Genomic DNA, 25,639 nt, shown 5'->3' with positions numbered 1-25,639 from the left:
CTTCTATACCGGGTCGGCAACCAGCGCGCGCATTCTGTCCCGCAACTCCGTCACGGCGCGGACGTTCGCCACGTATTCGGTACGCGCGAACATCTCCCGCAGTTTGACCCGCACGCGATCGGACGCGGTTTGTTCCACCGTGGACAGGGCGGCATGCCCGAGACGACATGCTTCCTCGACCTCGCCCTGAATCAGCCGGGCTTCCGCCAGCCCGAGCTGGTCGAGTGCCGTGCTGCGCAACCGGTTCGGTTGCCGCAGCTCGATTGCCCTGTCTATCTGTTCGACGGCCTCGCTCGCGAATTCTGGTGTGCGCTGCGCCATTTCGAGCAGACGCCCGCCGATGGTGCCAGCCATCTCCGAGTGGTCGAAGTATCCGATCCAATAGGGGTCGAGCGAGGGTGTCGCGTCGGCCATCGATTCCTGCGCTCGATCGCAGGCCCGGTGAAACGCCGAGGGGCGATCGAGGTGTGCGTAGGCCCACGCTTCGCGAGCGCGCAACATCGCCTGGACTGTCGGGGGCGCGGTGGCGGCCCGTTCCTGCGCTAGGCGGACGAGCTCCAGGGCGTCGGCGGTGCGGCCGAGGTACAGCAGTTGTCGAGCCATGCCAGCGAGGGCGTTGGCGGCGAATGCCGAATCCCCTGCCGCAGATGCTGCCCGGACCGCGAGCACGTAGTAACGCTGAGCGGTGGCTTGTTGTCCGGAGTCCCACGACATCGTCGCGACAGTTTCGGAAAGATGCGCCAGCACGGCCGTGAGGCGACGGCGAATCTCCGAAGGTTGAGTGTGTGTGAGCAGTTCATTGACCTCACTGAGCTGACCGATGACGGCTTTGCGGCGCAAACCCCCACCGTATTGGTCGTCCCATTCACGAAATACACGCGCGGCGTTTTCCAACTGCTCGACCTCCTGCACCCCGACCCGATACGTCGTGATCGCTGGCGGGTCGGGGGCCTGGCCGGCTCCGTAGAGCAACCAGCGTTCCATGGGTTCGAGCAGATTGGCTCCGACAACCACCCCGAGGAGGGCGCGGGCAGCCTGGCGGCGATCCAGCATCAGGTCCTTTCTGGCGAGGTCGTCGGCGATCGTCCCGCAGTCGGCGGTCCATATGCCCGGTTCCCACTGTGCGGCAGTGGAATCAGTCCGATCATCGGTGTCGCCGGGAAGGACGATCTGGATGCATTCCTGTTTGGCGTCTAGGAATCGAGCACGCTGCTGCGGGGTCGCACGAGCGAGGTGTGTATCCATCAACTCGGCGAAGAACGGCGGCAGCGTGACAGTCGTTCCACGCCGCGCCCACTTCTTCACCGTGCTCAGCGCCACGCCGGTGCGCGTGGCGAACTCGAGTTGGGGAACACCGAGCGCCATGCGCAGCGCGGTCGCGTCGGCACCGGTCCATGCCTCTTGCATACCCATTACCTCGCATTTGCGGGAGATGCGTGAACCGAGCGTATACCTGCGTGCACCTGCGTCACCTTCATTCGCGGCAACTGCGGAGAGACGCTGATTGCAGCACCCGATCAGGCGCTCACCACGACCATCGAGCGGACCCCGGAGGAGCCCGATATGGACCTCATTCTCGCCTTCGCACTGACTGCCACGGTGCTTCTTGCGGCCGCCCTATCATCCAGTCGCACAACCCATCCGGCTCGACACCGTGCCGGGGCCAGCGTCGCTGACATCCTGTCCCGCCTCGCGGTGGAACACGAACGCACCTACGTGCCGATCAGGCGGTGGTGACCATGTTCGAAATCCCAACAGCCATAGGCTATTTGCGCAGCGATGTGTCCGGCGTACGTCAGCCGTGGGACGAATTGCAAAGCCGCAGCCTCGCGAAACGACTCGGCTACGCCCTCGCCAAGACCGTGGTGTTCAGCGACCGCGTCGAGGACCCGGTTCAGCGGCTGATCGACGTCGTCCGCCGGATGGATGCCGAAGCGGTGGTCGTACCGAACCTGGAACATTTCGGCGGAACCGTGCCCGGCGAACTGGTGCGTATGGTTGATGTGATCACAGTCGCTCCGCACGATACCTACGCGCGGTGGATCATTCCGCCCGACGCGACGGTTGAAATGCGGTCACGATGACAGCGGCGTCGGTCCAACCACCCCTGCCGCGCGATGGTCACGGTGTCGGCGTCCGCCCGCTCCGTCAGGATGGCTGGCAGGCGGGGCACCAGAACAAGTTTCGGCCCTCGAGGACCGTGTGCAGGACTGTGGTGCCACACAGTCTGCAAGGGTCGCCGGCGCGGCGGTAGACGTAGGTGCGGGGGCGGTCGGCAGCATAGGAGGGGGCGCCGTGGTCGTGTTCGGGGCGGACCACGACCATGACGCCGCGGCGGACGCCCACCTTCATCAGGTCCACGAGGTCGAACCAGATCGATTGCCACTCTTCATAAGTGAGCTGCACACCGGGACGATCCGGTGAAATGCCGTGGCGGAACAGAATTTCCGCGCGGTAGACGTTGCCGACACCGGTAGACATTGAATTAGTTCACCCTATCCGACCTGTAAAACAGTGCAACCAACTGCTACGCCAGCCGTCCCTGGGTACCCACGTCCAGGTGCCAACACGCCAGATGGGTGCCCTCCTCAAGTGCGTCGACGAAGGCTGCGGGGTGGAGTTGCGATGGCCAAGCAAGGCACTGCTCTGGCCGGGGGGTATGAGCTGCCGATGCATCGGGCCGCCGGTCTGAGATATCTCGGACCGGCGGCGTTTCCAGACTGTCGTATGACCCGGCTCCCATCATTCCTGGTAGTTGATGCCGAAGAAGCCGTCCGGCCTTACAAGACGCATAGAGATCGCCTGCCAGATCATGGACAGCTCTATCGTCAGGTTCGGCCGGTCCCATGAGATCGTCGCTTCGCGGCCGGGTTCGTATCGGCTGGGCTCCCCGAGGATGGTGGTGAAGGCGGCACGTAACTGGTCGAATGTGCCAGCCAGCCAGTCGCTCAGGCCCGGCGTAGCGGGGTCGGCTACATCGGTGACGAAGGTCGTGATCAGGTTGGTCTTGCGTGGGTTGCCGTACACGCGCGACTTAGGTCGACCGACTCTCAGGGTGGTTCGAAGCGATGCGCTGCCCGAACCATTTTGATTGGTGATCTCCCAGCCTGCGGCCGCACAGAACCGGCGAAGTCCGTCGGTGCTCCAGTCCCAGTCGGGTTCTGTTGCGATGCGCGCGATTTCGACCGCGCCTTGGATATCGACCTGCATGAATGAATGCTATTTCGTTGTGGGTTGGCGGTACGGCAGCCTCCATGGCTGCCGTCAACCATGCCGTGGGTGTAGTCAGCGGAACCAGGCCACTCATCTGGCGGCTGCACGGTTCTCCCGCCTCGGCGGGATGGGCTTCAGCTGAGCGCCGGATGGAGCGAGATCGAGATTTGCATAACCAATTGGTTGTTCTCGTTGGGTTCAGGCGTGTCCCCAGCTGTCCCGAGGGCAGCCGGGGATGTCAAACAGCCTCGCTGTTCTTCGCTGGCTGTCTACCTACTGGGGGTCGATCGCTGCGGCCTCTGGATTTCCCTGTTCAGAATTGGACCCGCTGTATCAGCGGCATAGTCGCAATCCATCTGTGCAACAACAGGTTCAAACAGATACTGCTCTCGTCGACGGCAGCTGATCGCCCTGCGCCTCCAGCGAAGACGACGATTGTTCAGTCCATCATCTTTCGGGCTTCCGCGTATCCTGGAAACTGCTGTCCCAGAGCAATATCGAAAGCTGACGCCTGCTCCGGGGAATCGAGACCGTCGAATCGTCCTTCTGTCAAGTACCACCTCATCAGCCCGGCAGCATCGGCCAACCGGCCCTCCAGTGCACAGAGGATCACCGTCGCCCGCAGCCGCATCGAACTGGGGCTCTTTCGGTCTACGGCCGCTGCCGTCGGGAATTTGGCGAGATCGACAAGCTTCGACACACTGTCCCGCTGAAGAAACCACTCCGCCACGGGGCCACGAACGCATTGCAGGAACCAATCGGCTGCGCGGGGGACGCTTGACGGATTGACCAATAGGAACTCGCCTGCAGGAGCCGGCTTGATAAAGCTAGCGAAACCAACCAACTCGATAGAACCGAGATAAGGGCTGTCGTCTGAACTGTCCGCCGCCCGTGCGGGGTCGGGCATATTGCGGACAATTTCCGCTACTGCGTCAGATGTCAAGTGCGCGTACGCGGACATACCCAGCCAATCTCTTCTGGATTCCACCACGACCTTGACGGCCGCGGTGGCGTGCGGGAGGGAGGGGCTTTTGCTTGCGAACCACAACCCCTCCATGCCTCGGGGAGCGGACCCCGGCAGGAACCCCTGGTCCGCCAGTGCGGGTGAGAGTTCGGCCGATAGCAACTGTTGAAATTTCTTAATTTTACTGGTAGCCAATGCTTTCCGCCCTTCATAGTTCGCACCCGCCAGCGTATCGTGGGTGCTCAAAGCCGTCGCCCCAACGGGAGATACGCCCGGCACTTCCGGATATCCGCATCCACAATCTGGTCAGTGCCTTGGACCGAGATTGTGATCGTCTGCGACTGGTCGACGTTACGTTGGGATACCATGGGATTGATCGCTTGGGTCAGAGCAACATTGGAGAACACAGTAGCGGCCACGTTGTCGAGCCCGGACAAGCCGCTCCGAATCACGCCTGTGATCCACGCGCCCGGGTCGATGGGCCGCTGGCCTAGCATCGCCGGAGTCAATGTTGACGATATAGGCAGCGCAATCGGTCCGAGTTGGTTCTTTCCCGGGACGATCGGGAAGCTCAGTGGTGTCTTGCCGGGTATTTCTCCACTGGCCTCCTGGTTCCATGTCTTCAGAAACGCCAAGGCCTGGGATGCAGATTCACCAAGCTCGCCACCCGCCGCCTGGAGGGCTGCGGCGGAGTCTGCGAAATCTGTTGTTGCGCGGGCGAGGACCGCCGGATCCGGCATGATGCCATTGTTCCACGGGTGCGTCTCGACGCCAGAGATTTGAGTATCCAGTTTGATGCCCTGGTCTCTGAGCTTGTCCTTGACAGACTGCGACAGCTTCAGATCGCTGAGCTTGACGTTTCCTTTTGCCAGGATGGGGTATGCGTCGAGTTGGTTGTCGGTATAGACGGCGCCCTTGCCGAACTTCGAGTCGATGATCTTTACTGTTTTGGTTTCAGGGTCGTAGACGATGAAGTCCGGGTTGATTGTTACCGTCGTCCCGTCAGCCATTCGCACACCGATGGATCCTTGCTCAGAGACGATCGTCTGCTGGTCCCGACCAACCTTGGCCCTGTCCACGTTTTCTACTTCGATCTCGGCTCTGTCCAGCCCTTCCCCGATAAACCGCCGCGCCTGCGACTTGAGCGTATCCGCTCCAGGAAGAGCCCTGGCCTCGACGCCGTTCTCGCCGATTCGCAGCATGTGGGGGGATGCGCCGGGCGGTATAGGAGTAGCTTTGCGCGCTTCCTCAGCGAGGTCCGTGTATTCCTGGCCCCTATAGCGGCGCGGCCTTCGACCGAAAACTGCCCAGTCTTCTTTCGTGACATAGCCACTGCCTTCCCCATTGGGTTTGGGGCCATGCCAGCTTCTTCCGCCCTCTAACGGCTGAACACCTTTCGGCATCGCATGTGGTTTTTCGTTTATGTCGTAGCCGTACCAGAGCCCGTCCTCGCTGTTGTACCTGTATTCGATCGCCGGGCGATCTTCGGGAGTCTCGTCTCCGAGACCACCATCTTGTGGGGGCGGGTCTGTGGGTCCGCGGTCGCCCGGACCACGCCCCCCACCGCCCCCTCCACTGGAGGGGGAATCGAGGTCGCCACCACGGGAAGCGCCTCCGGCGTTTCTTGCTTCGGTTCCGCCGAGCCCGAGGCCTTCTTCGGCGTTTCGGATGCTGTTGACGACGCCGGCAAGGGCCGGTTGCCGTTCCAGGATTGCGTCCAGGGTGGTGTCGAGTTTCGCCCTCGAGTTCGCGAGGAATTGTTGGAACTGGTTCTTGCCCTGCTCCCAGGTGGCACCCAAGTCTTGTTGCATCGCGTCGAGGAGGGGGTCGAGCGGTGTGGGGTTGAGGCCCGACGTATTCGGTTGTGCGCTCGGGTCGTTCGGTGAGAGCTCTGGGTCCGGGGCATTCGGATCCGGGGCTTCGCCAGGCAGAGTGCGGTCGGTAAGCCCATCCGCATTCGGGGCCGGATCAGGAAGACCGTTGCCCCGGCCGCCAGCACCCGGTGCGGTGGGGCGGTCTCCGGTGGGAGGGGCTTCGTGCGGGTTCAGTCCCGCACCGTCCACATTCGGCGAACTCGGATTCGGAAGGTCAGGATTTGGTCCGTGTCCGCGCGGTAAGCCGGTACCGTCACCGAGGCCCGACGGTACGTTCCGGTAGTCCTTGATCGCAGCGCGAGCGGCGGCGAGTGCTTCGTCTTTGGTCGCGCCTGCTAATACCGCATCGCGTGCTGCACGTGCACCAGCGCCGATGGCGGCGGCGCGATCGACAGCCGAAGCGGCCGCGCCGAGACCGTCGGCGGCGAGCAGGCCGATATCGAGAGCCGCGAGTCCCGTCTCGATGATGCCGTGTGTTGGGGCTTGGTGATTGGTGCCGGGGTCGATCGCGTCTTCCACCGGGGCGACATAGATGTTGTGGAGTGTGTCGAGGACGATGGTCCCGTCGTGCCAGATTCCCTTGACGGTGTCGATCCCACCTTGGACTCCGTCGCGATCCTCAGGGGGGCTGTCGAGGCCGCCCGGGGTGTGCGTTCCATCCGGGTAGACGTAATGGGTGTCGAGTTGACCGTTTCCTTGTTGTTGGGTGACCTTCTGGGCTCCCGGCTGAGGGTTGTCGAACTGGGTAACGGTTGCCAGGCCATTCGGATCGTAAGTTGTTTGGGTATGAACAAATTTCCCTTTGTCGTCGAGCCCATATTTATCGATCGCGACAATATTTCCATCGACCGTGGTGACCGTCCGATCGCTACCATCGGGCAGGCGCTGGGACGTCTTCGCCACTCCGGGAGTGCCACTGTTCTGAGTGGTCGTTATCCCGTCGACCTTGGTTGCGGTGACGACGTTGCCTTTGTCGTCGGTGTCATAAGTTTGCGACCAGGGGGTGTGGTTTGTCAGACCGTTGATGCGTACTTCGTGCTGCCCATTGCGATCCAAAAGGGTCGTTGTCGTGCCATCAGGATTGGTCCAGTACCCGGTTGTTACGGCACTCTCGCCATAGCCGATCAATGGAGGGCGTCCCGACTCCGCGGGGAAGTCGATCTCCGTTCGAATCCACGGGCGGTCACCGCCGTCGGAGCCGCCGCCCTGAGTGGTGATGATCGTGGTTCCATCACTTTGGACCGTCTTGGTTGTCTTCGTTCCCAACCCCGTGGTCACCGTAGAACCCGGAGAGCCGTATATTCCCTTGATTTTGTCGGCAAGGGCCGGATCTGGTTGCGACGCACCAAGACCGCCCGTATTCTGGTTGCCCGCCGACCCACCCGGCTTATCACCCGAAGGGATGGAGGGCTTGTCCGGGACAATGGGCTTTCCGTGAGCGTCGAGTTGAATGCCCAGGAGGCCGCTCGGATCGTACGGATTCATTGTCGTCGGCGGTAGATCACTGGCAGTGGTCGGATTGCCATTCGCGTCGACACCGAGGATCGCCTGCTCGGTTGGACTGATAGACGGCCTCGGTTTGTACGGCGGGGGTAGCGGTTTCCCCTGATCCTGCGGTGGTCTGAACACATTTGCCCAGGCCGGGTCCTGCACGATTTCGGTTTTGGTCGTGGGCCGATGGGCGCCCTCGTCGCCACCGTCCTGGGTGACGACCTGAAGGGTCCCGTCCGACAGGTGAGTGGTCGTCACCTTCTGGCCCCAGTCATTGGTGGTTGTGACTGAAGGGCCAACCGGTACTGCCATGGCAAACTCCGATATGTGATAAAGAAAGCCGAAGGCAACCGGCTTGCGCTGGGTGCCTTCGGCTTTGGGATGTAGAAGCGGCGTCAGTAGCTGATGAATGCGCGCGCCGTCAAATTGGGGGGTGGGTTCGGCGATGATGCTATGCCGCGTATCGAACAACTCAGGCACACAACTGATCCCACGGCAATATCCGCCGTGGATATCGATCCAGCCGCCGGTGCACCATTACGATTCTTTGATGCGGCACAGTCAATTTCGCTGTACTCAGCTTAGGGTCAGCGTTGCGACACCTGGCGGTAAGTGACCAACAATCACCTGCTACTGACCATTCAGCAGCGGATTCATGCGCGCACAGCACATCCCCGATAGGGCGGCACTGTGATCAGACCTGGCCGAGTTGGCACCGCATTTCTCGGTGACCTCTACGGCACCGACCTACCCGGTCCCACCGCGTGCGAAATTCTGCAGAAAACCGAGGTAGAAGGGCTCATTGCCCGCCTCGATCAGGAGGGTTGGCAAGTGGGACACCAGAACAGGTTTCGGCCTTCGAGGACCGAGTGGAGGACCGGGGTACTGCAGAGGCGGCAGGGGTCACCGGCGCGGCGGTAGACGTAGGTGCGGGGGCGGTCGGCGGCGTAGGACGGGGCGCCGTGGTCGTCGTCGGGGCGCACTACGACCATTACGCCGCGGCGGACGCCTACCTTCATCAGGTCGACGAGGTCGGACCAGATCGCTTGCCACTCTTCATAAGTGAGCTGGGTGCCGGGACGATCGGGGGAAATACCGTGGCGGAAAAGGATTTCCGCGCGGTAGACGTTGCCGACGCCCGCGAGGACCTTCTGATCCATCAGCAGTGCGCCGATCGGGCGCTGCGAGCGGCTGATGCGATGCCAGGCGCGGTCCGGGTCGGCGTCCTTGCGGAGCGGGTCGGGGCCGAGGCGGTCGGTGAGGGCGGTGACCTCGGGAGGGAGCAGGATTTCGCAGGCGGTGGGGCCGCGCAGGTCGGTGCCGAAGACGTCTCCGGTGCGGCCGGCGCCGATCAGGCGCATGCGGACCTGGCCCACCGGTTCACCCAGGGGGAACGGGGATTCGGTGAATTTGCCGTACAGGCCCAGGTGGATGTGGACGATGAGGCCCGAATCGTAGTGGTGCAGTAGGTGTTTGCCCCAGGCTTCGGCGCGGGTCAGCACCTGGCCGTCGAGGCGGGCGGCGCCGTCGGCGAAGCGGCCCTGGGGGCTCGATACTCGGACCTCACCGCCGGCGAAGCGCTTGTGGTGCAGCTTCGCCAGGCGGTGCAGCGTATGTCCTTCGGGCACAGGTCAGTTCGGCAGAGCCGGAGCGATACCGGTCTTCTCGTACTCGGCGAGGATGTCGATGCGGCGCTGGTGGCGCGGCTCCTCGGACCACTGGGTGCTGACGAAGGCGTCCACGATGGCGAGGGCTTCCGCTTCGGTATGCATGCGGCCGCCGATGCCGGCCAGCTGCGCATTGTTGTGCTGGCGCGCGAGCTGCGCGGTCTCCACGCTCCAGGTGAGGGCGCAGCGGGCGCCGGCCACCTTGTTGGCGGCGATCTGCTCGCCATTGCCGGAACCGCCGAAGACGAAGCCCAGGCTGCCCGGATCGGCCACGGTGCGGCGGGCGGCCTCGATGCAAAAGGCCGGGTAATCGTCGAGGGCGTCGTATTCCAGCGCGCCGACATCGACGACATCGTGGCCCTGGCCCTCGAGGTGGGCCTTGACAGTGTTCTTCAGTTCGAAGCCGGCATGGTCGGCACCCAGGTATACGCGCATGGCTGCGATTCTGTCAGGCCGCCGCAGACCGGCTCACCTGGGGATGACCGCGTCCGGCACATAGAGTTCTGAGCATGACGTCCGACGATCAGTCACCACCGCCGAACGCACATACGGGGGGCCCGCCGACCGGAAGCTATCCGGAATGGAATCCGGTCACGGGTATGGCCGGATGGAATCCGCAGACCGGCCCGCCCGGATGGGCGCAGCAGCAACCGTATTCGCCGCCGCAGATTCCGCCGCACGACCAGACCCGCGGCCTGTCGCCGTTCGGTATGCCCGCCCGGCACAGCTGGGAGATTCCACTGCTGGTTGTCGTGGTCGTCGCCACGGCGCTGGCGTATCTGCTGGCATTGCTGCTGCTGGTGACCGGCAGCGTCAACCAGTATGTGCTGCTGCTGGCGTTCGCGCCGCTGCTGCTGTGGGCCCAGCGCGGTATGACCTTCTCGACCCAGCGGGTCAATGGCGTGAAGATGTCGCCCACCCAGTTCCCCGAGGGCTACCGCATGGTCCAGGAGGCGGCCGGACGCTTCGGCATGGCCAAGGTGCCGGACGCGTACGTGGTGCTCGGCAATGGTCAGATCAATGCCTTCGCCTCCGGTCACGGCTTCCGGCGGTTCGTGGTCGTCTACGCCGATCTGTTCGAAATCGGCGGCGCCGCACGGCAACCCGACGCACTGGCCTTCATCATCGGCCATGAGGTCGGGCATATCGCCGCCGGGCATGTGTCCTACTGGCGGCAGCTCGGCATGTTCCTCGGCCCGTTCCTGCCGCTGCTCGGCAGCTCGCTCATTCGCGCGCAGGAGTACACGGCCGACAACCACGGCTTCTGCAATCGGCACGCGGGCGCGCCGACCGCCATGCAGACCCTCGCGGGCGGCAAATATCTGAATTCGCTCGTCGGATTCGACGAGATGGCGGACCGGGCTCCGCAGGAGAAGGGCTTCTTCGTCTGGATCGTCAATGCGATGTCCAGCCATCCGGTGCTGACCTGGCGCATGTGGGCGCTGCGGGACCGCAGCCGGCACGGCAAGCTCTTCCTGCGACCCTCCGCGCCCATGGCCATGCAGCCCCCGGCGAACTTCCAGCCCTACGGCGGCGGCTACCCGCCACAGGGTGGCTACCCACCGCAGGGCGGTTATACGCAGCAGCCCTATCAGGGCGGATACGGGGATCCGACAGCACAGTTCGGACCACGCTGAGCCCTCGCGTCCGGCCACGAACGGGCCTGCCGGACAGCAGGCCCGTTCGCATTGCTCAGGGCAGTAGCGCAACCACTCAGTCGAAGACCGGGTCCTCGTTGCGAGTGCGCTTGATCTCGAAGAAGTGCGGGTAGGACGCCAGCGCGACCGCACCGTCCCACACCTTGCCGGCGACCTCACCGCGCGGAATGCGCGAGAGCACCGGGCCGAAGAAGGCGACGCCATTGATATGGATGGTCGGCGTGCCGACATCCGGGCCGACCTTGTCCATGCCCTCGTGATGCGAGATGCGCAGCGCCTCGTCGTACTCACCACTGGCGCCGGCCGCGGCGAGATCGGCGGGCAGGCCGACCTCCGCCAGCGATTCGGCGACGATCACATTCAGGAAGTCGGGCTGGTCCTCGTACTCGGCGCGGCGATTATGGATGCGGGTGCCCAGCGCGGTGTACAGCGGGGACAGCACCTTGTCGCCATTGGCCTGCGCGGCGGCGATCGCCACACGCACCGGACCCCAGGCGGTCTTCATCATCTCCACGTACCGCTCGGGCAGGCCCTCACGGCCCTCGTTGAGCACGGCCAGGCTCATGACATGGAAATTCACCTCGATATCGCGGACCTGCTCGACCTCGAGGATCCAGCGGGAGGTGATCCAGCACCACGGGCACAGCGGATCGAACCAGAAGTCGACCCGGTCCTTCTTGGTGTCACTCACGGGTAGTCCCTTTCGCAATCGGTGGCCGGAAGCGGCCGTCCCCCTTGGGCAACAATGCACCTTGTTGCCGTTATTTCCGCCTAGGCGCCCCCGCCGCGCGTTAGGGTCGGTTATCAGCCTCGTCGTCGGCAGCCGCGGATGTGCGGCGCAGGGAGGTCATGGGTTATGACCACGGGTTCCAGGTTCGTCATCGCAGGTGGTGGGCTGGCAGCCGCCAAGCTCGCGGAAGCGCTGCGCGCCAATGATTTCCAGGGCACGGTCACCCTCGTCAGCGCGGAGGAGCGGCTGCCCTACGAGCGGCCGCCGCTGTCGAAAGAGTGTCTGCTGGGCAAGAAGACGCCGGAGGACTGCACTGTCGATCCCGCGCAGTGGTACCGCGACCACCATATCGAGGTGCTGCTCGGCACCACGGTGACCGCTCTGGACCGCACCACCAAAACCATTGCGCTGCCGGACGGTACAACGCTGCCCTACGACAAATTGGCGCTGGCCACCGGATCTCGGCCCCGCCGTCTGCCGATCCCGGGCGCGGACGCCGAGGGGGTCTACACCCTGCGCACCGCCGAGGATTCCCTGGCGCTGCTCGAAATGTTCGGCACCGCACGGCGATTGGTGGTGATCGGCGCCGGATGGATCGGCCTGGAGGTCACCGCCGCCGCACGGGCGGCCGGCGTCGAGGTCACCGTTCTGGAAACGCTGGCCGCGCCGCTGCAGACGGCGCTCGGCGCGCAGATCGGCACGGTCTTCGCCGACCTGCACCGGGACCACGGCGTCGACCTGCGCCTCGAGACCAAGGTGGCCGAGATCACCACCGCGAACGGGCGGGCGACCGGCGTGCGATTGGCCGATGACACCGTCATCGAGGCCGATGCGGTGCTGGTCGCGGTCGGCGCGCGACCCAATATCGACCTCGCCGTCGACGCCGGTCTGGCCACCGACGAGGGCGTGCTGGTGGACGAGAGCCTGGCCACCAGCGATCCGGATATTGTCGCCGTCGGCGATATCGCCGATCAGCAGCATCCGCTGCTCGGGCGGCGAATTCGGGTGGAGCACTGGGCGAATGCGCTCAACCAGCCCGACGTCGCGGCCGCGACCATGCTCGACAAACCCGCCGTATACGACCGGCTGCCGTACTTCTTCACCGATCAGTACGACCTCGGTATGGAATACACCGGCTATGTCGGCGCGAACCAGGACGCCCGCGTGGTCGTGCGCGGCGATCTCGGTAAGCGTGAGTTCGTGGCGTTCTGGCTGGATTCCGGAAACCGGGTGCTGGCCGGAATGAATGTGAATGTGTGGGATGTGACCGATCGGATCAAGGAGCTGATTCTGAGCGGGGAGGCCGTCGATCCGGACCGCCTGGCCGATACCGGCACACCCCTGTGACGACCCTCACCATCCGAGATCCCGAAGTGTGTCGAAATCGCGGGTCAGGCTCCGACCTATCCGCGAGCGCGCCACCGCGGCGCACCGGACATCGAGGAGCCGACCATGAAGTACATGCTGCTGAAGACCTACAGCCCCGCCGCCTACTGCGATACCCCGATCAATGAGTGGACGCCCGAGGAGATCGAGGCGCATATCGACTTTCAGCGCGCGCTCGGCGCGGAGCTGGCCAAATCCGGTGAGCTGGTGGACGCCCAGGGGCTGGCCGGGCCGGACGAGGCGCGACTGGTCAGCTCGGACGGGCGGTCCGCCGCGGTGGTGACCGACGGGCCGTTCCCGGAGACCAAGGAATTCCTCGCCGGATACTGGATCGTCGATGTCGAGAGCACCGAGCGGGCGCTGGAGATCGCCGCGCAGGCCTCGGCCGCACCCGGACCCGGTGGTAAGCCGATCGGTGAACTCATCGAGGTTCGCGCGGTGATGTCCGCACCCGCCAGCGACGAATAAGACCGCGCGGCAACGATTCTGAGACGCATGTGACCGACTTCCCGGTATCCCAGTACGAAATCGAGGACCTGCTGCGCGAACTCGCGCCGCAGGTGCTCGGCGTGCTGACTCGGCGCTACGGCGATTTCGACACCGCGGAGGACGCGCTGCAGGAGGCCATGCTGGCGGCGGCGACCCAGTGGCCCGCCGAGGGGCGGCCGGAGAATCCGCGCGGCTGGCTGATCCAGGTGGCGCAGCGGCGCCTGGTCGACACCGTGCGGGCCGAGGTGGCCCGGCGCAATCGCGAAACCGCCACGGCGCTGCGGGAAGTCGCGACGCCGGTCGATCTGTCCGACGGCCTGGAGGATCGGGACGACACGCTCACGCTGTTCTTCCTGTGCTGCCATCCGGTGCTCTCCCCCGCCAGTGCGATCGCTCTGACGCTGCGGGCGGTCGGCGGTCTCACCACCGATGAGATCGCCCGCGCCTTCCTGCTGCCGGAAGCGACCATGGCGCAACGCATCTCGCGTGCCAAGAAGCGCCTCGCGGCCGTGGATCGGCCCTTCACGCTGCCCGGCGGCGAAAGCCCTGCGGCCCTGGACGAATCCGGATACCCGGAGCAATGGCGGGATCGGGTCGGGGCGGTTCTGCACGTGCTCTACCTGATTTTCACCGAGGGGCACAGCACCACCGGTTCCGCACTGCGCCGCAATGATCTTTCCGCCGAAGCGATCCGGCTGGCCCGCGCCCTGCACCGGCTGCTGCCGGACAATTCCGAGGTCACCGGCCTGCTGGCATTACTGCTGCTCACCGATGCACGCCGCGCCGCCCGCTCCGGGCCGCACGGTGAACTCATCCCGCTCGCCGAACAGGATCGCGGCCGCTGGCACCGCGCCACCATGGTCGAGGGCATCCGACTGGTGACCGCCACGCTCCCCGGCGGACTCACCGGGCCGTATCAGATCCAGGCGGCCATCGCGGCGCTGCACGCCCAGGCCCGCCATGCCGAGGACACCGAGTGGGATCGAATCCTGGTGCTGTACAGCCGACTCGAACTCCTCACGCCCAATCCCATGGTCACCCTCAACCGCGCCGTCGCCCTCGCCATGGTCCACGGCCCGCAGGCCGGCCTCGATCTCGCCAATACTCTGGACGACACCCTGAAGGGCTCGCACCGCCTCGAAGCCGTCCGCGGCCACCTCTACGAAATGGCAGGCGACCCGCCCGCCGCCATCGCCGCCTACACCGCCGCCGCCCGCCGCACCACCAGCGTCCCCGAACGCGACTACCTCACCCTCCGCGCCGCCCGTCTCCGCAACTCCTGATCCTCGTCGAGATCGCGGCCTATCGCGGTGAGATCCCGGAACCGGCTGTCAGCCGCCCACCCGTGACGGCATGAGGCGCGGGGCGAGCGCCACGGTGGATGTGCGAAAGACGCTGGGGCTCATACCTCTATGGCGTTTGAACGCGGCACTGAAACCGAAGGCGTCGGCATAACCGAGTGATTTAGCGATCTGGACCACGGTGAGATCCGTTGTGCAGAGCAGTTCTTCGGCCTCGTCCATGCGAAATTCGGTGAGGTAGGCCAGCGGTGGGCGGCCCATGACGGCGGCGAAGCGCTTGGCGAACAACGCCCGCGAGACACCGGAGGTGGCGGCGAGGGAGGCCACCGTCCAGGGCACCCCGGGGCGGGCATGCATGGCCTGCAGTGCGGGCGCGACGAGTTCATCGTTCACGCCGCGATACCAACTCGGCGCCTCCGCACCCGCCTTCTCGAACCAGCTGCGCAGGGTGCACACCAGGCCCCAGTCCAGCAGGCGATCCATCATGGCCTGCGATCCGGCGCTCTGCCCGACGGCGGCCGCGGCGGCCGCCTCCATCCAGGGACAGAGATCGGTGTCATCGGCGACCACCAGCACCGGCGGGAGGGCACGCACCAAACGTTCGTGGCGGCGGGCCGGGGCGTGATACGCGCCGACAACCAGGACGGTCGCGTTCTCGGAGTCGTCACCCCAGGCGATGCCGCTCAAATCCCCTGTCTCACAGGCTTCCTCGGCGAAGCAGGCGATCTCGTACTCGGTATGCGGGCGGCCGAGCGAGTCCGGGTGGTCGGCGAAGTGGAAGGGTTCGAGATCGCGCACGATCGCGGTATCACCGCCGATCAGTTCGGTGCAGGCGCCATCGGCCAGCACGAGCGTGCCGCCGCCGCGCAGCACGGTCACCATGGTCAGCGGGGCGCGGTCGGGGAAACGGATGCTCCACGGGGCGGCGAGCACCGCATGCGTGACCACCGAACCTTCGGCGCGAATACCGCCCAGCAGCTGACTCAAGGGATCCACGCTTCGAGCGTAGACGAATTCCTATCCACAGGAGCTTCTCACCCATGGATCGTCTACGGAATCCACGATGTACTGGGCAGACAAGACAGGCAGCACCGCAGACCCAGGAGGATTTCCCTTGTCGCACAACGCATCCCAGCGCACCGCTCTCGTCGTCCTGTCCCACCATCGGCAGGATTCGCTGACCGCGCACATCGCCCGCCGGACGGTGTACCAGCTGGAATCGGCCGGATACCGGGTCGATCTGCTCGATCTGCACGCCGAGGGCTTCGACCCGCGCATGAACACCGCCGATCAACCCGACTGGAACGACCGCGACAAGCCCTACTCCCCCGAGGTCGAAGAGCATATGCGGCGCATTCTCGCCGCCGACCTCATCATCGCGGTCTTCCCCGTGTACTGGTCCTACGCACCCGCCCTGCTCAAGGGCTGGATCGACCGCGTCTGGAACTACGGATTCGCCTACGGCCGCAGCAAAGCCAAGCTCGCGGGCAAGCGCATGCTGTGGATCGGACTGGCCGGCGCCACCGCCGACGACGACGTGATCCCGGTCATGCACACCATGCTCGAAAACCAGCTCAGCGCCGGAATCGCCTACTACTGCGGCCTTTCCGACTCCCGCATAGCACTGCTCCCCGACGCCGAGGAACGCCCGCAGCGCCTGGACGCCCACGGCACCCTCCACATCGGCGACGCCGTCACCGGCACGGCCCGCGACACCCATTTCGCCGAATTCGAAAGCAAGGCAGCCGAATACGTCGCAGAGTTCCTCACCTCAGACCGCGTCCCGGCCTGACTCGGGACTACAGGGAGATGCCGGTCCAGGGGTTGCCGGTGATGAGTTCGTAAGCCTGCATGTACTTCTGGCGGGTGACGTCGATGACGTCGGCGGGGACATCGGGGCCGGGGTACTCCTTGTTCCAGCCGGTGGACACCGACCAGTCGCGGACGTACTGCTTGTCGAAGGAGGCCTGGGGGCGGCCGGGCTCGTAGTCGTCGGCGGGCCAGAAGCGCGAGGAATCGGAGGTGAGGACCTCGTCGCCGAGGGTGAGAACGTCACCGTCCCAGCCGAATTCGACCTTGGTGTCGGCAATGATGACACCGCGCCCGGCGGCGTGCTCGGCGCCTCGGGAGTAGATCCCCAGGGTCAGATCGCGCAGCTGCTCGGCGACCTCGCGGCCCTCCTGGTTCACCACATCGGCGAACGAGATGGGCTCGTCATGGCCCTCATCGGCCTTCGTGGAGGGGGTGAAGAGCGGCTCGGGCAGCTTGTCGCCGTCCCGCAGACCGGGCGGCAGCGCAATGCCGGACACCGTGCCGCTGCGCTTGTACTCGGCCAGCCCGCCGCCGGTCAGATAGCCGCGTGCGACGCATTCGACCTTCAGCATCTTCAGCGGCTTCACGCGCACACCGCGGCCCGCGAACTCGGCGGGCACATCGGTAGTGGAGAGAATGTGATTGGGGACATCACCGAAGAAGTCGAACCACCAGTTCGACAGCTGGGTGAGCATCGCACCCTTCTCCGGAATCGGGGTGGGCAGCACCACGTCGAACACCGACACCCGGTCCGAGGCGACCAGGATCAGCGATTCGCCGTCCTCGTAGAGGTCGCGCACTTTACCGGCGTGGATGTGCTTCAACTGTCCTCCTCGTGCTGGATCACTGCCGCCGCACAGCCTACCGACGGGCCCGCACCGGCTCGCACCCCGCCGTATCTGCCCACCATCGGATAGCCGGACATGGCATTGTTGGCAAGGTCGGGCCTATTGCACGGCACAGTTCTCCGAGAGCGAAGGAGCCCCCTTGTCCGCACCGAATCTCACCCGCGAGCAGGCGATCGAACGCGCAGCAACGGTCCAGGTGGAGAACTACCGCGTCGAATTGGATTTGACCGGACAACCCACCAGCGCCGAAGCCGCGACGAGTGAGCGCTTCTTCTCCCGTTCCACGGTGACGTTCACGGCGACACCGGGCGGACAGACCTTCATCGACTTCGTGGGCGCGGGCCTCCGCTCGGCCGTCCTGAACGGCGCCCCCGTCGACGTCAGCGATTACGACGAGTCGAAGGGCCTGACGCTCACCGGTCTGGCCGCGCGCAATGAGCTGGTCATCGAGGCCGACGCCGAGTACTCGCACACCGGCGAGGGCCTGCACCGGTTCGTCGATCCCACCGATAACAAGGTGTACCTGTACTCGCAGTTCGAAACCGCCGATGCCAAGCGCATGTTCGCCTGCTTCGATCAGCCGGACCTCAAGGCGACCTACGACATGATCGTGAGCGCGCCGTCGGACTGGGAGGTCATCTCCAATGGCGCGGGCATCGCGACCCGCACCATCGGCGCCGTGGTCGAGCACACCTTCGCCACCACACCCCGCATGAGCACCTATCTGGTGGCGCTCATCGCCGGGCCGTACGCCAAGTGGACCGACAGCTTCTCCGACGAGCACGGCGAGATCCCCCTGGGCCTGTACTGCCGTGCCTCACTGGCCGAATACATGGACCACGAACGGCTTTTCACCGAGACGAAGCAGGGTTTCGGCTTCTATCACACCAATTTCGGTGTGCCGTATGCCTTCGGCAAGTACGACCAGCTGTTCGTCCCCGAATTCAACGCGGGCGCAATGGAAAACGCAGGCGCGGTCACCTTCCTCGAGGATTATGTCTTCCGCTCCAAGGTGACTCGTGCCTCGTACGAGCGCCGCTGCGAGACGGTGCTGCACGAAATGGCGCACATGTGGTTCGGCGACCTGGTCACCATGAAGTGGTGGGACGACCTGTGGTTGAACGAATCGTTCGCCACCTTCGCCTCGGTGCTCTGCCAGGTCGGCGCGACCGAATACACCAATGCCTGGACCACTTTCGCCAATGTCGAGAAGTCCTGGGCGTACCGCCAGGACCAGCTGCCCTCCACCCACCCGATCGCCGCCGATATCCCGGACCTGCACGCGGTCGAGGTGAACTTCGACGGAATCACCTATGCCAAGGGCGCTTCGGTGCTCAAGCAGCTTGTCGCCTATGTCGGCCAGGAGCCGTTCCTGGCGGGTCTGCGCGACTACTTCACCCAGCACGCCTACGGCAACGCCACTTTCGACGATCTGGTCGGCGCGCTGGAGAAGGCCTCCGGTCGCGATCTGTCCGACTGGGGTGCGCAGTGGCTCAAGACCACCGGCCTGAACATCCTGCGCCCGGAGTTCGAGGTGGACGCGGACGGTAAGTACAGCTCCTTCACCGTCATTCAGGACGGTGCGGCGCCGGGTGCGGGCGAGCGGCGCACGCATCGCCTGGCCATCGGCGTCTACGACGATCAGGACGGAAAGCTGGTGCGCACCAAGCGCATCGAGCTCGACGTGAACCCGGTCGAGCGCACCGAGGTGCCGGAGCTGGTCGGCGTCGCGCAGGGCAAGCTGGTGCTGGTCAACGATGACGATCTCACCTACTGCTCGGTGCGCCTGGATGCCGGATCCCTCGATACCGTCCTCGACCGCATCGCCGATATCGCCGAACCGCTCCCCCGCACGCTGGCCTGGTCGGCGGCCTGGGAAATGACCCGGCAGGCCGAGATGCGGGCCCGCGATTTCGTGGCGCTGGTGCAGCGCGGCGTGGGCGCGGAGACCGAAATCGGTGTGGTGCAGCGCCTTCTCATGCAGGCGCACACCGCACTGTCCTCCTACGCCGACCCGAACTGGGCCACCGAAACCGGCTGGCCCGAATTCGCCGACCGCCTGCTGCAGCTGGCCCGGGCCGCCGCACCGGGCTCCGATGAGCAGCTGGCCTTCGCCAACGCGCTCACCGGCGCACACCTGTCGGTCCGCCACGTCGAGGCGCTGCGACAGGTCCTCGAGGGCGATACCGCCGCCGCCGGGCTCCCGGGCCTGGAGGTCGACACCGATCTGCGCTGGCGGCTCATCCAATCCCTCGCCGCCAACGGCGCGCTCGATGCCGACGGCATCGAAACCCCCGTCATCGACGCCGAATTGGACCGCGACCCGACCGCCGCCGGCCGCCGCCAGGCCGCCGCGGCAGCCACCGCGCGCCCGCAGATCCCGGTCAAGGCCAAGGCCTGGGCAACGGTCATGGAAGACGATTCCGTGCCCAATATCACCGCCCGCGCCATCGTCGCCGGCTTCGCCCCGGTGGGCCAGTCCCACCTGCTCACGCCGTACGTCGAACGCTACTTCGCCGAAATCGCCTCCGTCTGGGAGCGCCGCTCCAGCGAAGTCGCCCAAACCGTCGTAGTGGGCCTCTACCCCCACTGGTCCATCACCGAAGAGGCAGTAGCCGTAGCCGACAAGTTCCTCGCCGACGACCACCCCCCGGCCCTGCGCCGCCTCGTGGTCGAAGGCAAGGCCGGCATCGAACGCTCCCTCCGCGCCCGCACCTTCGACAAGCAGTAACCCCCACCCGCAGCCCCTCCGCCCATAAAGGCAGTGGCTGCGCCCTCCCACCGACCAAACAGCCCGTGCCCCATCCGAACAGCCCTCACAGGGGTTGCGCGGACAGGACACGGGCTGTTGCATTCCGGCCGCCGCTCCGCACCCGGACGCAGCGCGCCAAGGAGGTAGACGCAGCCTCCGCATGGACCACACAGCCCGTGTCCCATCCGAACAGACCTCACAAGGGTTGCGGCGACAGGACACGAGCTGTTGCATTCCGGACGCAGCGCGCCGAGGAGGTAGACGCAGCTTCAGCATCAACCGCACAGCCCGTGTCCCATCCGAACAGCCCTCACAGGGGTTGTGAGGACAGGGCACGGGCTGTTGCGTTCCGGCCGATCCACTGCACATGAGCACAGCGCCGCGAGGGCGGACGCAGCATTCGCATCCGCGGCACAGCTGTGTCGTATCGGCACAGCGTCGAGAGGTGTTGTGTGACACGGACATGGGCTGTGTGGGCGTGCTGCTGTGAGCAGATCCGCTGTGGGCAGCACCGGCGGAAACCGGGGTGGGGGTGGGGCACGGTGGGGGCATGGCACAAGACGACAAGGCGCCGATGTTCAACTGGCGCACTAGGGAACAGCTGTTCAGCAGGCGGATTCTGGTGCTGGACGGGCCACTCGATGATGACAACGGCGCACTGCTCATGACGCAGATGCTGCAGCTGGCGGCGGAGGATTCCGAGGCGGGGATCTCGCTGTGGATTCACTCGCCGGGCGGATCGGTGCCCGCCATGCTGGCCATTCGGGATGTGATGCGGCTGGTGCCCTGCGAGGTGTCGACGCTCGCGCTCGGATTGGCTTGCAGCGCAGGGCAATTCCTGCTGTCGTCCGGGACGGCGGGGCGGCGGTTCGCGCTGCCGCACGCCCGGATTCTCATGCATCAGGGGTCGGCCGGGATCGGCGGCAGTGCGGTCGAGGTGGAGGTGCAGGCCGATGATCTGCGCTACACCGTGCAGACCGTGCTCGGGCTGATCGCCGAGGACACGGGGCAGCCCTTCGACCAGGTCTACGAGGATTCCCTGCACGACAGGTGGTTCACCGCGGCGCAGGCGCAGGAGTACGGGTTCATCGACGGGATCGTCGAATCCTTCTGGCAGATCGTTCCGCAACGGCACAGGGTGGGGATCTCACAATGACCAGCTACACGATTCCGAATGTCATCGCCCAGCATCCGCGCGGCGAACGCATCATGGACGTCTACTCGCATCTGCTGGCCGAGCGCATCGTGTACCTCGGCACCCCCATCGACTCCGGGGTGGCCAATGCTCTCATCGCACAGCTGCTGCATCTGGACGCCGACAGTCCGGGCCAGGAGATCAACCTCTACATCAATTGCGAGGGCGGCGAACTCACCTCGATGCTCGCGGTCTACGACACCATCCAGCACATCTCGTCCCCGGTCGCGACGACCTGCGTAGGCCAGGCCATCGCCGTCGGCGCGGTGTTGCTGGCAGGTGGCGCGAAGGGCCGCCGCACCATGCTCCCGCACGCCCGAGTCGTCCTGCACCAGCCCGCGATCAGCGGCCGCGGCACCATCCCCGACCTGATTCTCCAAGCCGACGAGGTAGTCCGCCTCCGGGCCGAAGTCGAAGCGATCCTCTCCAACCACACCGGCAAACCCCTCGAGGACCTCCGCCGCGACACCGACCGCGACCGCGTCCTCACCGCCCACGCAGCCCTCGACTACGGCCTCATCGACCGAATCCTCGACCCCCGAGACTGATTTCGACGGTGAGTGGAAAGGTCAGGCGGCCAGCATGACCGGGCCCGTGATGCGCTGGGGAGCAGGTACTGCCATGCGCTGCGGGGACGAGCTGGTGAGAGCGAGGCTCTGGCGGTGCAGGGCCGCGGCTACCTGGGCCGTCAAGTCGGCGAGGGTGGTGCCGAGGGCGCCGGCCAGGGCGGCGATCATTTCGCTGGAGGGTTCCTTGCGGCCGCGCTCGACCTCGGAGAGGTACTGGGGTGAGATGCCCGCGCGGGCAGCGGTTTCGGTGAGCTTCTCGCCCTGGTCCTGGCGCAGGGTGCGCAGCCGGGCGCCGAGCACCTCCCGCCACAGCGGCTCACGAGCGGCCGGGGGCGCGGGGCGGGAGCCGGGACGGGCCAGCGGTTCGCGAACCGCGTGCGGCCGTGGCGCATCGGCGCGATCGGCACGTCCACCGGGAATCGAATGAAGGCGCGGCTGCTCGGACATGGTCCGAGCGTAAGGCGGCAGGCCCGCGCGCGGCGCACCGTTCTGCTCAGAGCGGAAAACGGCGCACCGTCGCGGCGCCTGTGGGGTGTTTAGACCCGGCCGATGGCGGCGGCCATGACGCGCACCGCGGACACCAGTCCGTCGATGAGTTCGCCCTGGCGGAAGGAGCTCAGCGCGGCGGTCGCGCCCAGCTGGCAGACCCGATCGTTCGCACGCTCGGCGACGTCGGCGCCGGAACGCACCTCGATGGCCTTGGCGTTCGGATCGACGGCGATGAGCACCGAGCGGGTGGCCTCGGGCGTAGCCGGGAAGACCGCGTCCGCGCCCGCGCCGGAATCCGCGCCCAGATCACCGATGTAGATGTTGAACCGCACCTTGGTGGCACGGGTGGCGTCGGTCAGCGCATTGTCCATGAGCAGCCGCTCATGGTCGCTGAACGGCACCTCGCTGAACACATCGCCGGCTTCGTGCACACCGGAGACGCGGCCGCTGGTGGTGACGGCGTAACCGTGGGGTAGGTCGGCCTCGTTCACCGCAGGCCAATTAGAACTTGCCACTTGCCCGGCCTCCGATCAGGTCCGCCGCGGCGGATTCGATAGCAGCATGATTGCCATGCGCCGACTCAGCATCGTGGTGCCCGGCACCGGTCACCTCGTCGGTAGCGCTCCACAGCACCGGAGGCTGGGTCCACTTCGCACCGAGTTCGTAGTGGTCCGGCTTCTTGCCGGGCAGCGGGCTGCCGAGGAACGACAATCCGGCGATCACCAGATAGATCGCCACCGGGATGCCGACATAGATCAGCACTGTCTGGAGAATGCTCACGGCTCAACGTTAATGGATGCCCGGATCGTCCATGCCGACTGGTAACCGTGCGCGCGCACGTGTCGTCGGAATCCTTACTGAATCAGCCATGCCGCAGAGTTCGCCGGAAGTTTTCCAGCGGTAATCGGAGTGCTCGTCAGCACCACCTCACCCGCGGGCAGAGTTATCGGCGCATCCGTCGCGTTGAGCACGCACAACAACCCGCCGTCCCGCCGGAAAGCCAGGCAGCCGGGCGGACTTCCGTACCACTCCAGCCCTGGTCCGCCGAATTCCGGCCGCACCGACCGCAATTCGATAGCCATCCGATACAGCGAAAGCATGGAGTCCAATCTCTCCAGCTGTTTCTCCACCGTCGCCGTCGCCCACCACGCCGGCATGGGCAACCACGGACGCCCCGTGGTGAAGCCGAACGGTGGCTGCTCGCCCTCCCAGGGCAGCGGCACCCGGCAGCCGTCCCGGCCCCGCTCGGTATGTCCGGAGCGCTCCCAGGTCGGATCCTGCAGCGCCGCCTCGGGCAGGTCGTCGATATTCGGCAGACCCAATTCCGCACCGTTGTAGATGAATACGGCGCCCGGCAGCGCCAACTCCAGCATGATCATCGCCCGCGCCCGCGCCTGCCCGATATCGCCGCCCCCGTAGCGGGTGACCTCACGCTCGATATCGTGATTGGACAGTGTCCAGGTCGGACTGGCGCCGACCGCGGCGACCGCGCGCAGCGAATTGTCCACGGCGTCACGGATTCTGTCGGGATGGAAAGGAGTCTCGGCCAATCGGAAATTGAACGCCAGATGTAGCTCGTCGGGGCGGACATAGTCGCCGAATCTGGTGTTGTCGTCGACCCACACCTCACCGATGGATACCGCGATCGGAAACTCGTCCATGACAGTGCGCAGGCGTCTGTGGATTTCGTGCACGGCGGGGTTGTTGAAGCGCGGATCATTGTCGTCGTGCACCACCAGATGGGTATCGTCGACAGGGCGCTGCGGGACTTCCATATCCGGTAGACCAGCGGGTTTGGCCATACCGTGCGCGACATCGATACGGAATCCGTCGATACCGCGGCGCAGCCAGAAACGCATGGTCTGCTCGAAATCGGCAGGCACATCCGGGTTTTCCCAGTTCAAATCCGGCTGTTCCGGGGCGAAGATATGCAGATACCACTGCCCGGGTCTGCCGTCGGCCTCGGTGATGCGGGTCCAGGCCGGGCCGCCGAAAATACTGGGCCAATTGTTCGGCGGCGCACTGCCATCCGCGCCCCGGCCGTCGCGGAAGTAGTACCGGTCGCGTTCGGGACTACCCGGCGCGGAGGACAGCGCGGCCACGAACCACGCATGCTGATCGCTGGTGTGATTGGGCACCAGATCCATGGTGACCCGCATATGCCGGTGGTGCGCCTCGTCGATCAACTCGTCCATGGCCCGCAGGCCGCCGAAGAGCGGATCGATATCGCGCGGGTCGGCCACGTCGTAGCCGCCGTCCGCCATGGGTGAGCGCATGACCGGGCAAATCCATAGCGCGTCCACCCCCAGCAGTTCCAGATACCCGAGCTTTTCCCGTAATCCGGGCAGGTCACCGATGCCGTCACCGTCGGAGTCGGCGAAGGATCGGGGGTAGACCTGATAGAACACAGCGGATCGCCACCACGGCGCCGGGAGGGGCGCGGGGCCTGGCACGGCAGGTTGCACAGCGCCGGGCAGGGCGGCGGAGTTGTCGGTCACAGCCGTAATGGTGCCAAAGCATGACGCTGTCGGTGTGCTCGACGGCGACACTTGTCCAGTTTCAGCAAATGATCAGCGGGCGATTGGTCGGACCGGAAAGGCTCTGGGGGCCTACAGCTTCTGCGAGACGAATTCAGATGGGCGAGTTCATGAGCGAATTGGCGGCCATCTCCAGATAGTCGAGCAGCTGCCTGCGGTGCTGGTCATCGAGGACGGCGGGCTCGATCTCGGCCACCGCGATGTGCATGGCGCGCAGCCAGGCGTCCCGCTCGATCGGGCCGATCGTGAACGGATGGTGCCGCATGCGCAGCCGCGGATGGCCGCGCTCCTCACCGTAGGTGCGCGGGCCGCCCCAGTACTGCTCGAGGAACATGCGCAGCCGCCGCTCGGCCGGACCCAGGTCCGCTTCGGGGTAGAGCGGCCGCAGCACCTCGTCCGCCGCCACCTCGCGATAAAACGCAGCAACCAGCCGCTGGAAGGTCTCGGCCCCGCCCACGGCCTCGTAAAAAGATGTTGTCGTTTGCTCGCCCGAAGTCACGGCGTCCATTCTGCCCTCGACCCGCCGGAGCGGCTGCGCGGGCCGGTTTCGGGACCGTTCCATACCGTCACGTCCCGTTCATCCGTTTGTGCCCGACAATGTGCGAAATCACCGTGCAATGTGCGCGATTCCATGGTCAACTGGGTGGCAGTCTGCCGAGATACC

Annotated in this window: 23 protein-coding genes and 1 pseudogene; 9 read left to right on the top strand and 15 right to left on the bottom strand. The window is 65.5% G+C overall.

Annotated elements, in window-relative coordinates; translation table 11 throughout:
* Positions 1-3: 3 nt before the first annotated feature.
* Positions 4-1,407 (bottom strand): hypothetical protein, encoded by a 1,404-nt coding sequence (locus OG326_RS10415; protein ID WP_327144418.1) that lies wholly within the window; start codon positions 1,405-1,407, stop codon positions 4-6.
* 332 nt (positions 1,408-1,739) lie between these two features.
* Here OG326_RS10415 and OG326_RS10410 point away from each other — a divergent pair, with 332 nt between their 5' ends.
* A complete protein-coding gene (locus tag OG326_RS10410) occupies positions 1,740-2,084 on the top strand; it encodes a hypothetical protein (RefSeq protein WP_327146431.1) in 345 nt (114 codons plus the stop codon).
* Between the two features lie 64 nt (positions 2,085-2,148).
* Here the strand turns inward: OG326_RS10410 and OG326_RS10405 are convergent.
* The 6 genes and pseudogenes from OG326_RS10405 to OG326_RS10380 all read right to left on the bottom strand — a co-directional run.
* Positions 2,149-2,472, bottom strand: a pseudogene (locus OG326_RS10405) (zinc finger domain-containing protein); the annotation flags it as partial.
* A 270-nt stretch (positions 2,473-2,742) separates the two neighbouring features.
* Positions 2,743-3,210 carry a DUF6301 family protein gene (locus tag OG326_RS10400; protein ID WP_327144417.1) on the bottom strand — a complete coding sequence of 156 codons (468 nt, stop codon included), beginning with the start codon at positions 3,208-3,210 and terminating at the stop codon, positions 2,743-2,745.
* A 442-nt stretch (positions 3,211-3,652) separates the two neighbouring features.
* Positions 3,653-4,423, bottom strand: coding sequence for a hypothetical protein (locus tag OG326_RS10395; protein ID WP_327144416.1), 771 nt, complete (start codon positions 4,421-4,423; stop codon positions 3,653-3,655).
* Positions 4,420-8,022 (bottom strand): hypothetical protein, encoded by a 3,603-nt coding sequence (locus OG326_RS10390; protein ID WP_327144415.1) that lies wholly within the window; start codon positions 8,020-8,022, stop codon positions 4,420-4,422. Before OG326_RS10390 ends, OG326_RS10395 begins: the two co-directional genes overlap by 4 nt.
* 335 nt (positions 8,023-8,357) lie before the next feature.
* Complete coding sequence (locus OG326_RS10385) at positions 8,358-9,170, bottom strand: Fpg/Nei family DNA glycosylase (RefSeq protein ID WP_327144414.1); 813 nt, start codon at positions 9,168-9,170, stop codon at positions 8,358-8,360.
* A gap of 3 nt (positions 9,171-9,173) precedes the next feature.
* Positions 9,174-9,644, bottom strand: coding sequence for a ribose-5-phosphate isomerase (locus OG326_RS10380; protein WP_327144413.1), 471 nt, complete (start codon positions 9,642-9,644; stop codon positions 9,174-9,176).
* A gap of 164 nt (positions 9,645-9,808) precedes the next feature.
* Here OG326_RS10380 and OG326_RS10375 point away from each other — a divergent pair, with 164 nt between their 5' ends.
* Entirely contained in the window at positions 9,809-10,846 is a 1,038-nt protein-coding gene (locus OG326_RS10375; RefSeq protein WP_442791018.1) for a M48 family metallopeptidase, read from the top strand.
* Positions 10,847-10,922: 76 nt separating this feature from the next.
* Here the strand turns inward: OG326_RS10375 and OG326_RS10370 are convergent, their stop codons facing one another.
* A complete protein-coding gene (locus OG326_RS10370; protein ID WP_327144411.1) occupies positions 10,923-11,558 on the bottom strand; it encodes a mycothiol-dependent nitroreductase Rv2466c family protein in 636 nt (211 codons plus the stop codon).
* A gap of 165 nt (positions 11,559-11,723) precedes the next feature.
* Between OG326_RS10370 and OG326_RS10365 the strand changes: the two genes are divergently transcribed.
* The 3 genes from OG326_RS10365 (at position 11,724) to OG326_RS10355 (ending at position 14,755) form a co-directional block, all read left to right on the top strand.
* The gene (locus tag OG326_RS10365; RefSeq protein WP_327144410.1) at positions 11,724-12,944 is read left to right on the top strand and encodes an NAD(P)/FAD-dependent oxidoreductase; all 1,221 of its coding nucleotides are present in this window, start codon (positions 11,724-11,726) and stop codon (positions 12,942-12,944) included.
* 105 nt (positions 12,945-13,049) lie between these two features.
* Entirely contained in the window at positions 13,050-13,451 is a 402-nt protein-coding gene (locus OG326_RS10360; RefSeq protein WP_327144409.1) for a YciI family protein, read from the top strand.
* Positions 13,452-13,480: 29 nt separating this feature from the next.
* Positions 13,481-14,755 carry an RNA polymerase sigma factor gene (locus OG326_RS10355; RefSeq protein WP_327144408.1) on the top strand — a complete coding sequence of 425 codons (1,275 nt, stop codon included), beginning with the start codon at positions 13,481-13,483 and terminating at the stop codon, positions 14,753-14,755.
* A gap of 48 nt (positions 14,756-14,803) precedes the next feature.
* Here OG326_RS10355 and OG326_RS10350 read toward each other — a convergent pair whose 3' ends face one another.
* Positions 14,804-15,769 (bottom strand): AraC family transcriptional regulator, encoded by a 966-nt coding sequence (locus tag OG326_RS10350; protein ID WP_327144407.1) that lies wholly within the window; start codon positions 15,767-15,769, stop codon positions 14,804-14,806.
* A 118-nt stretch (positions 15,770-15,887) separates the two neighbouring features.
* Between OG326_RS10350 and OG326_RS10345 the strand changes: the two genes are divergently transcribed.
* Positions 15,888-16,565 (top strand): NAD(P)H oxidoreductase, encoded by a 678-nt coding sequence (locus OG326_RS10345; RefSeq protein ID WP_327144406.1) that lies wholly within the window; start codon positions 15,888-15,890, stop codon positions 16,563-16,565.
* A 7-nt stretch (positions 16,566-16,572) separates the two neighbouring features.
* Here OG326_RS10345 and OG326_RS10340 read toward each other — a convergent pair whose 3' ends face one another.
* On the bottom strand, positions 16,573-17,409 hold the full coding sequence (locus OG326_RS10340) for a phosphoribosylaminoimidazolesuccinocarboxamide synthase (protein ID WP_327144405.1): 837 nt from the start codon (positions 17,407-17,409) through the stop codon (positions 16,573-16,575).
* Between the two features lie 163 nt (positions 17,410-17,572).
* Here OG326_RS10340 and pepN point away from each other — a divergent pair, with 163 nt between their 5' ends.
* The 3 genes from pepN (at position 17,573) to OG326_RS10325 (ending at position 21,928) form a co-directional block, all read left to right on the top strand.
* Positions 17,573-20,164, top strand: a complete 2,592-nt coding sequence (gene pepN, locus OG326_RS10335; protein WP_327144404.1) for an aminopeptidase N — start codon at positions 17,573-17,575, stop codon at positions 20,162-20,164.
* A 571-nt stretch (positions 20,165-20,735) separates the two neighbouring features.
* The gene (locus tag OG326_RS10330; RefSeq protein WP_327144403.1) at positions 20,736-21,341 is read left to right on the top strand and encodes a ClpP family protease; all 606 of its coding nucleotides are present in this window, start codon (positions 20,736-20,738) and stop codon (positions 21,339-21,341) included.
* Positions 21,338-21,928, top strand: coding sequence for a ClpP family protease (locus OG326_RS10325; RefSeq protein WP_327144402.1), 591 nt, complete (start codon positions 21,338-21,340; stop codon positions 21,926-21,928). Before OG326_RS10330 ends, OG326_RS10325 begins: the two co-directional genes overlap by 4 nt.
* 21 nt (positions 21,929-21,949) lie before the next feature.
* Here the strand turns inward: OG326_RS10325 and OG326_RS10320 are convergent, their stop codons facing one another.
* The 5 genes from OG326_RS10320 to OG326_RS10300 form a co-directional block, all read right to left on the bottom strand.
* Positions 21,950-22,396: a helix-turn-helix domain-containing protein gene (locus tag OG326_RS10320; RefSeq protein ID WP_327144401.1), complete on the bottom strand. Its 447-nt coding sequence runs from the start codon at positions 22,394-22,396 to the stop codon at positions 21,950-21,952.
* A gap of 89 nt (positions 22,397-22,485) precedes the next feature.
* Entirely contained in the window at positions 22,486-22,953 is a 468-nt protein-coding gene (locus OG326_RS10315) for a DUF5130 domain-containing protein (protein WP_327144400.1), read from the bottom strand.
* Positions 22,940-23,218, bottom strand: coding sequence for an aa3-type cytochrome oxidase subunit CtaJ (gene ctaJ, locus OG326_RS10310; RefSeq protein ID WP_327144399.1), 279 nt, complete (start codon positions 23,216-23,218; stop codon positions 22,940-22,942). Before ctaJ ends, OG326_RS10315 begins: the two co-directional genes overlap by 14 nt.
* 74 nt (positions 23,219-23,292) lie before the next feature.
* Positions 23,293-24,903 carry a glycoside hydrolase family 13 protein gene (locus OG326_RS10305; protein ID WP_327146430.1) on the bottom strand — a complete coding sequence of 537 codons (1,611 nt, stop codon included), beginning with the start codon at positions 24,901-24,903 and terminating at the stop codon, positions 23,293-23,295.
* A 166-nt stretch (positions 24,904-25,069) separates the two neighbouring features.
* On the bottom strand, positions 25,070-25,483 hold the full coding sequence (locus OG326_RS10300; RefSeq protein ID WP_327144398.1) for a globin: 414 nt from the start codon (positions 25,481-25,483) through the stop codon (positions 25,070-25,072).
* Positions 25,484-25,639: the final 156 nt, after the last annotated feature.

It is taken from the genome of Nocardia sp. NBC_01327 (genome assembly GCF_035958815.1).
Lineage (GTDB): Bacteria > Actinomycetota > Actinomycetes > Mycobacteriales > Mycobacteriaceae > Nocardia.
This window is presented reverse-complemented; position numbering and strand designations above follow the sequence as displayed.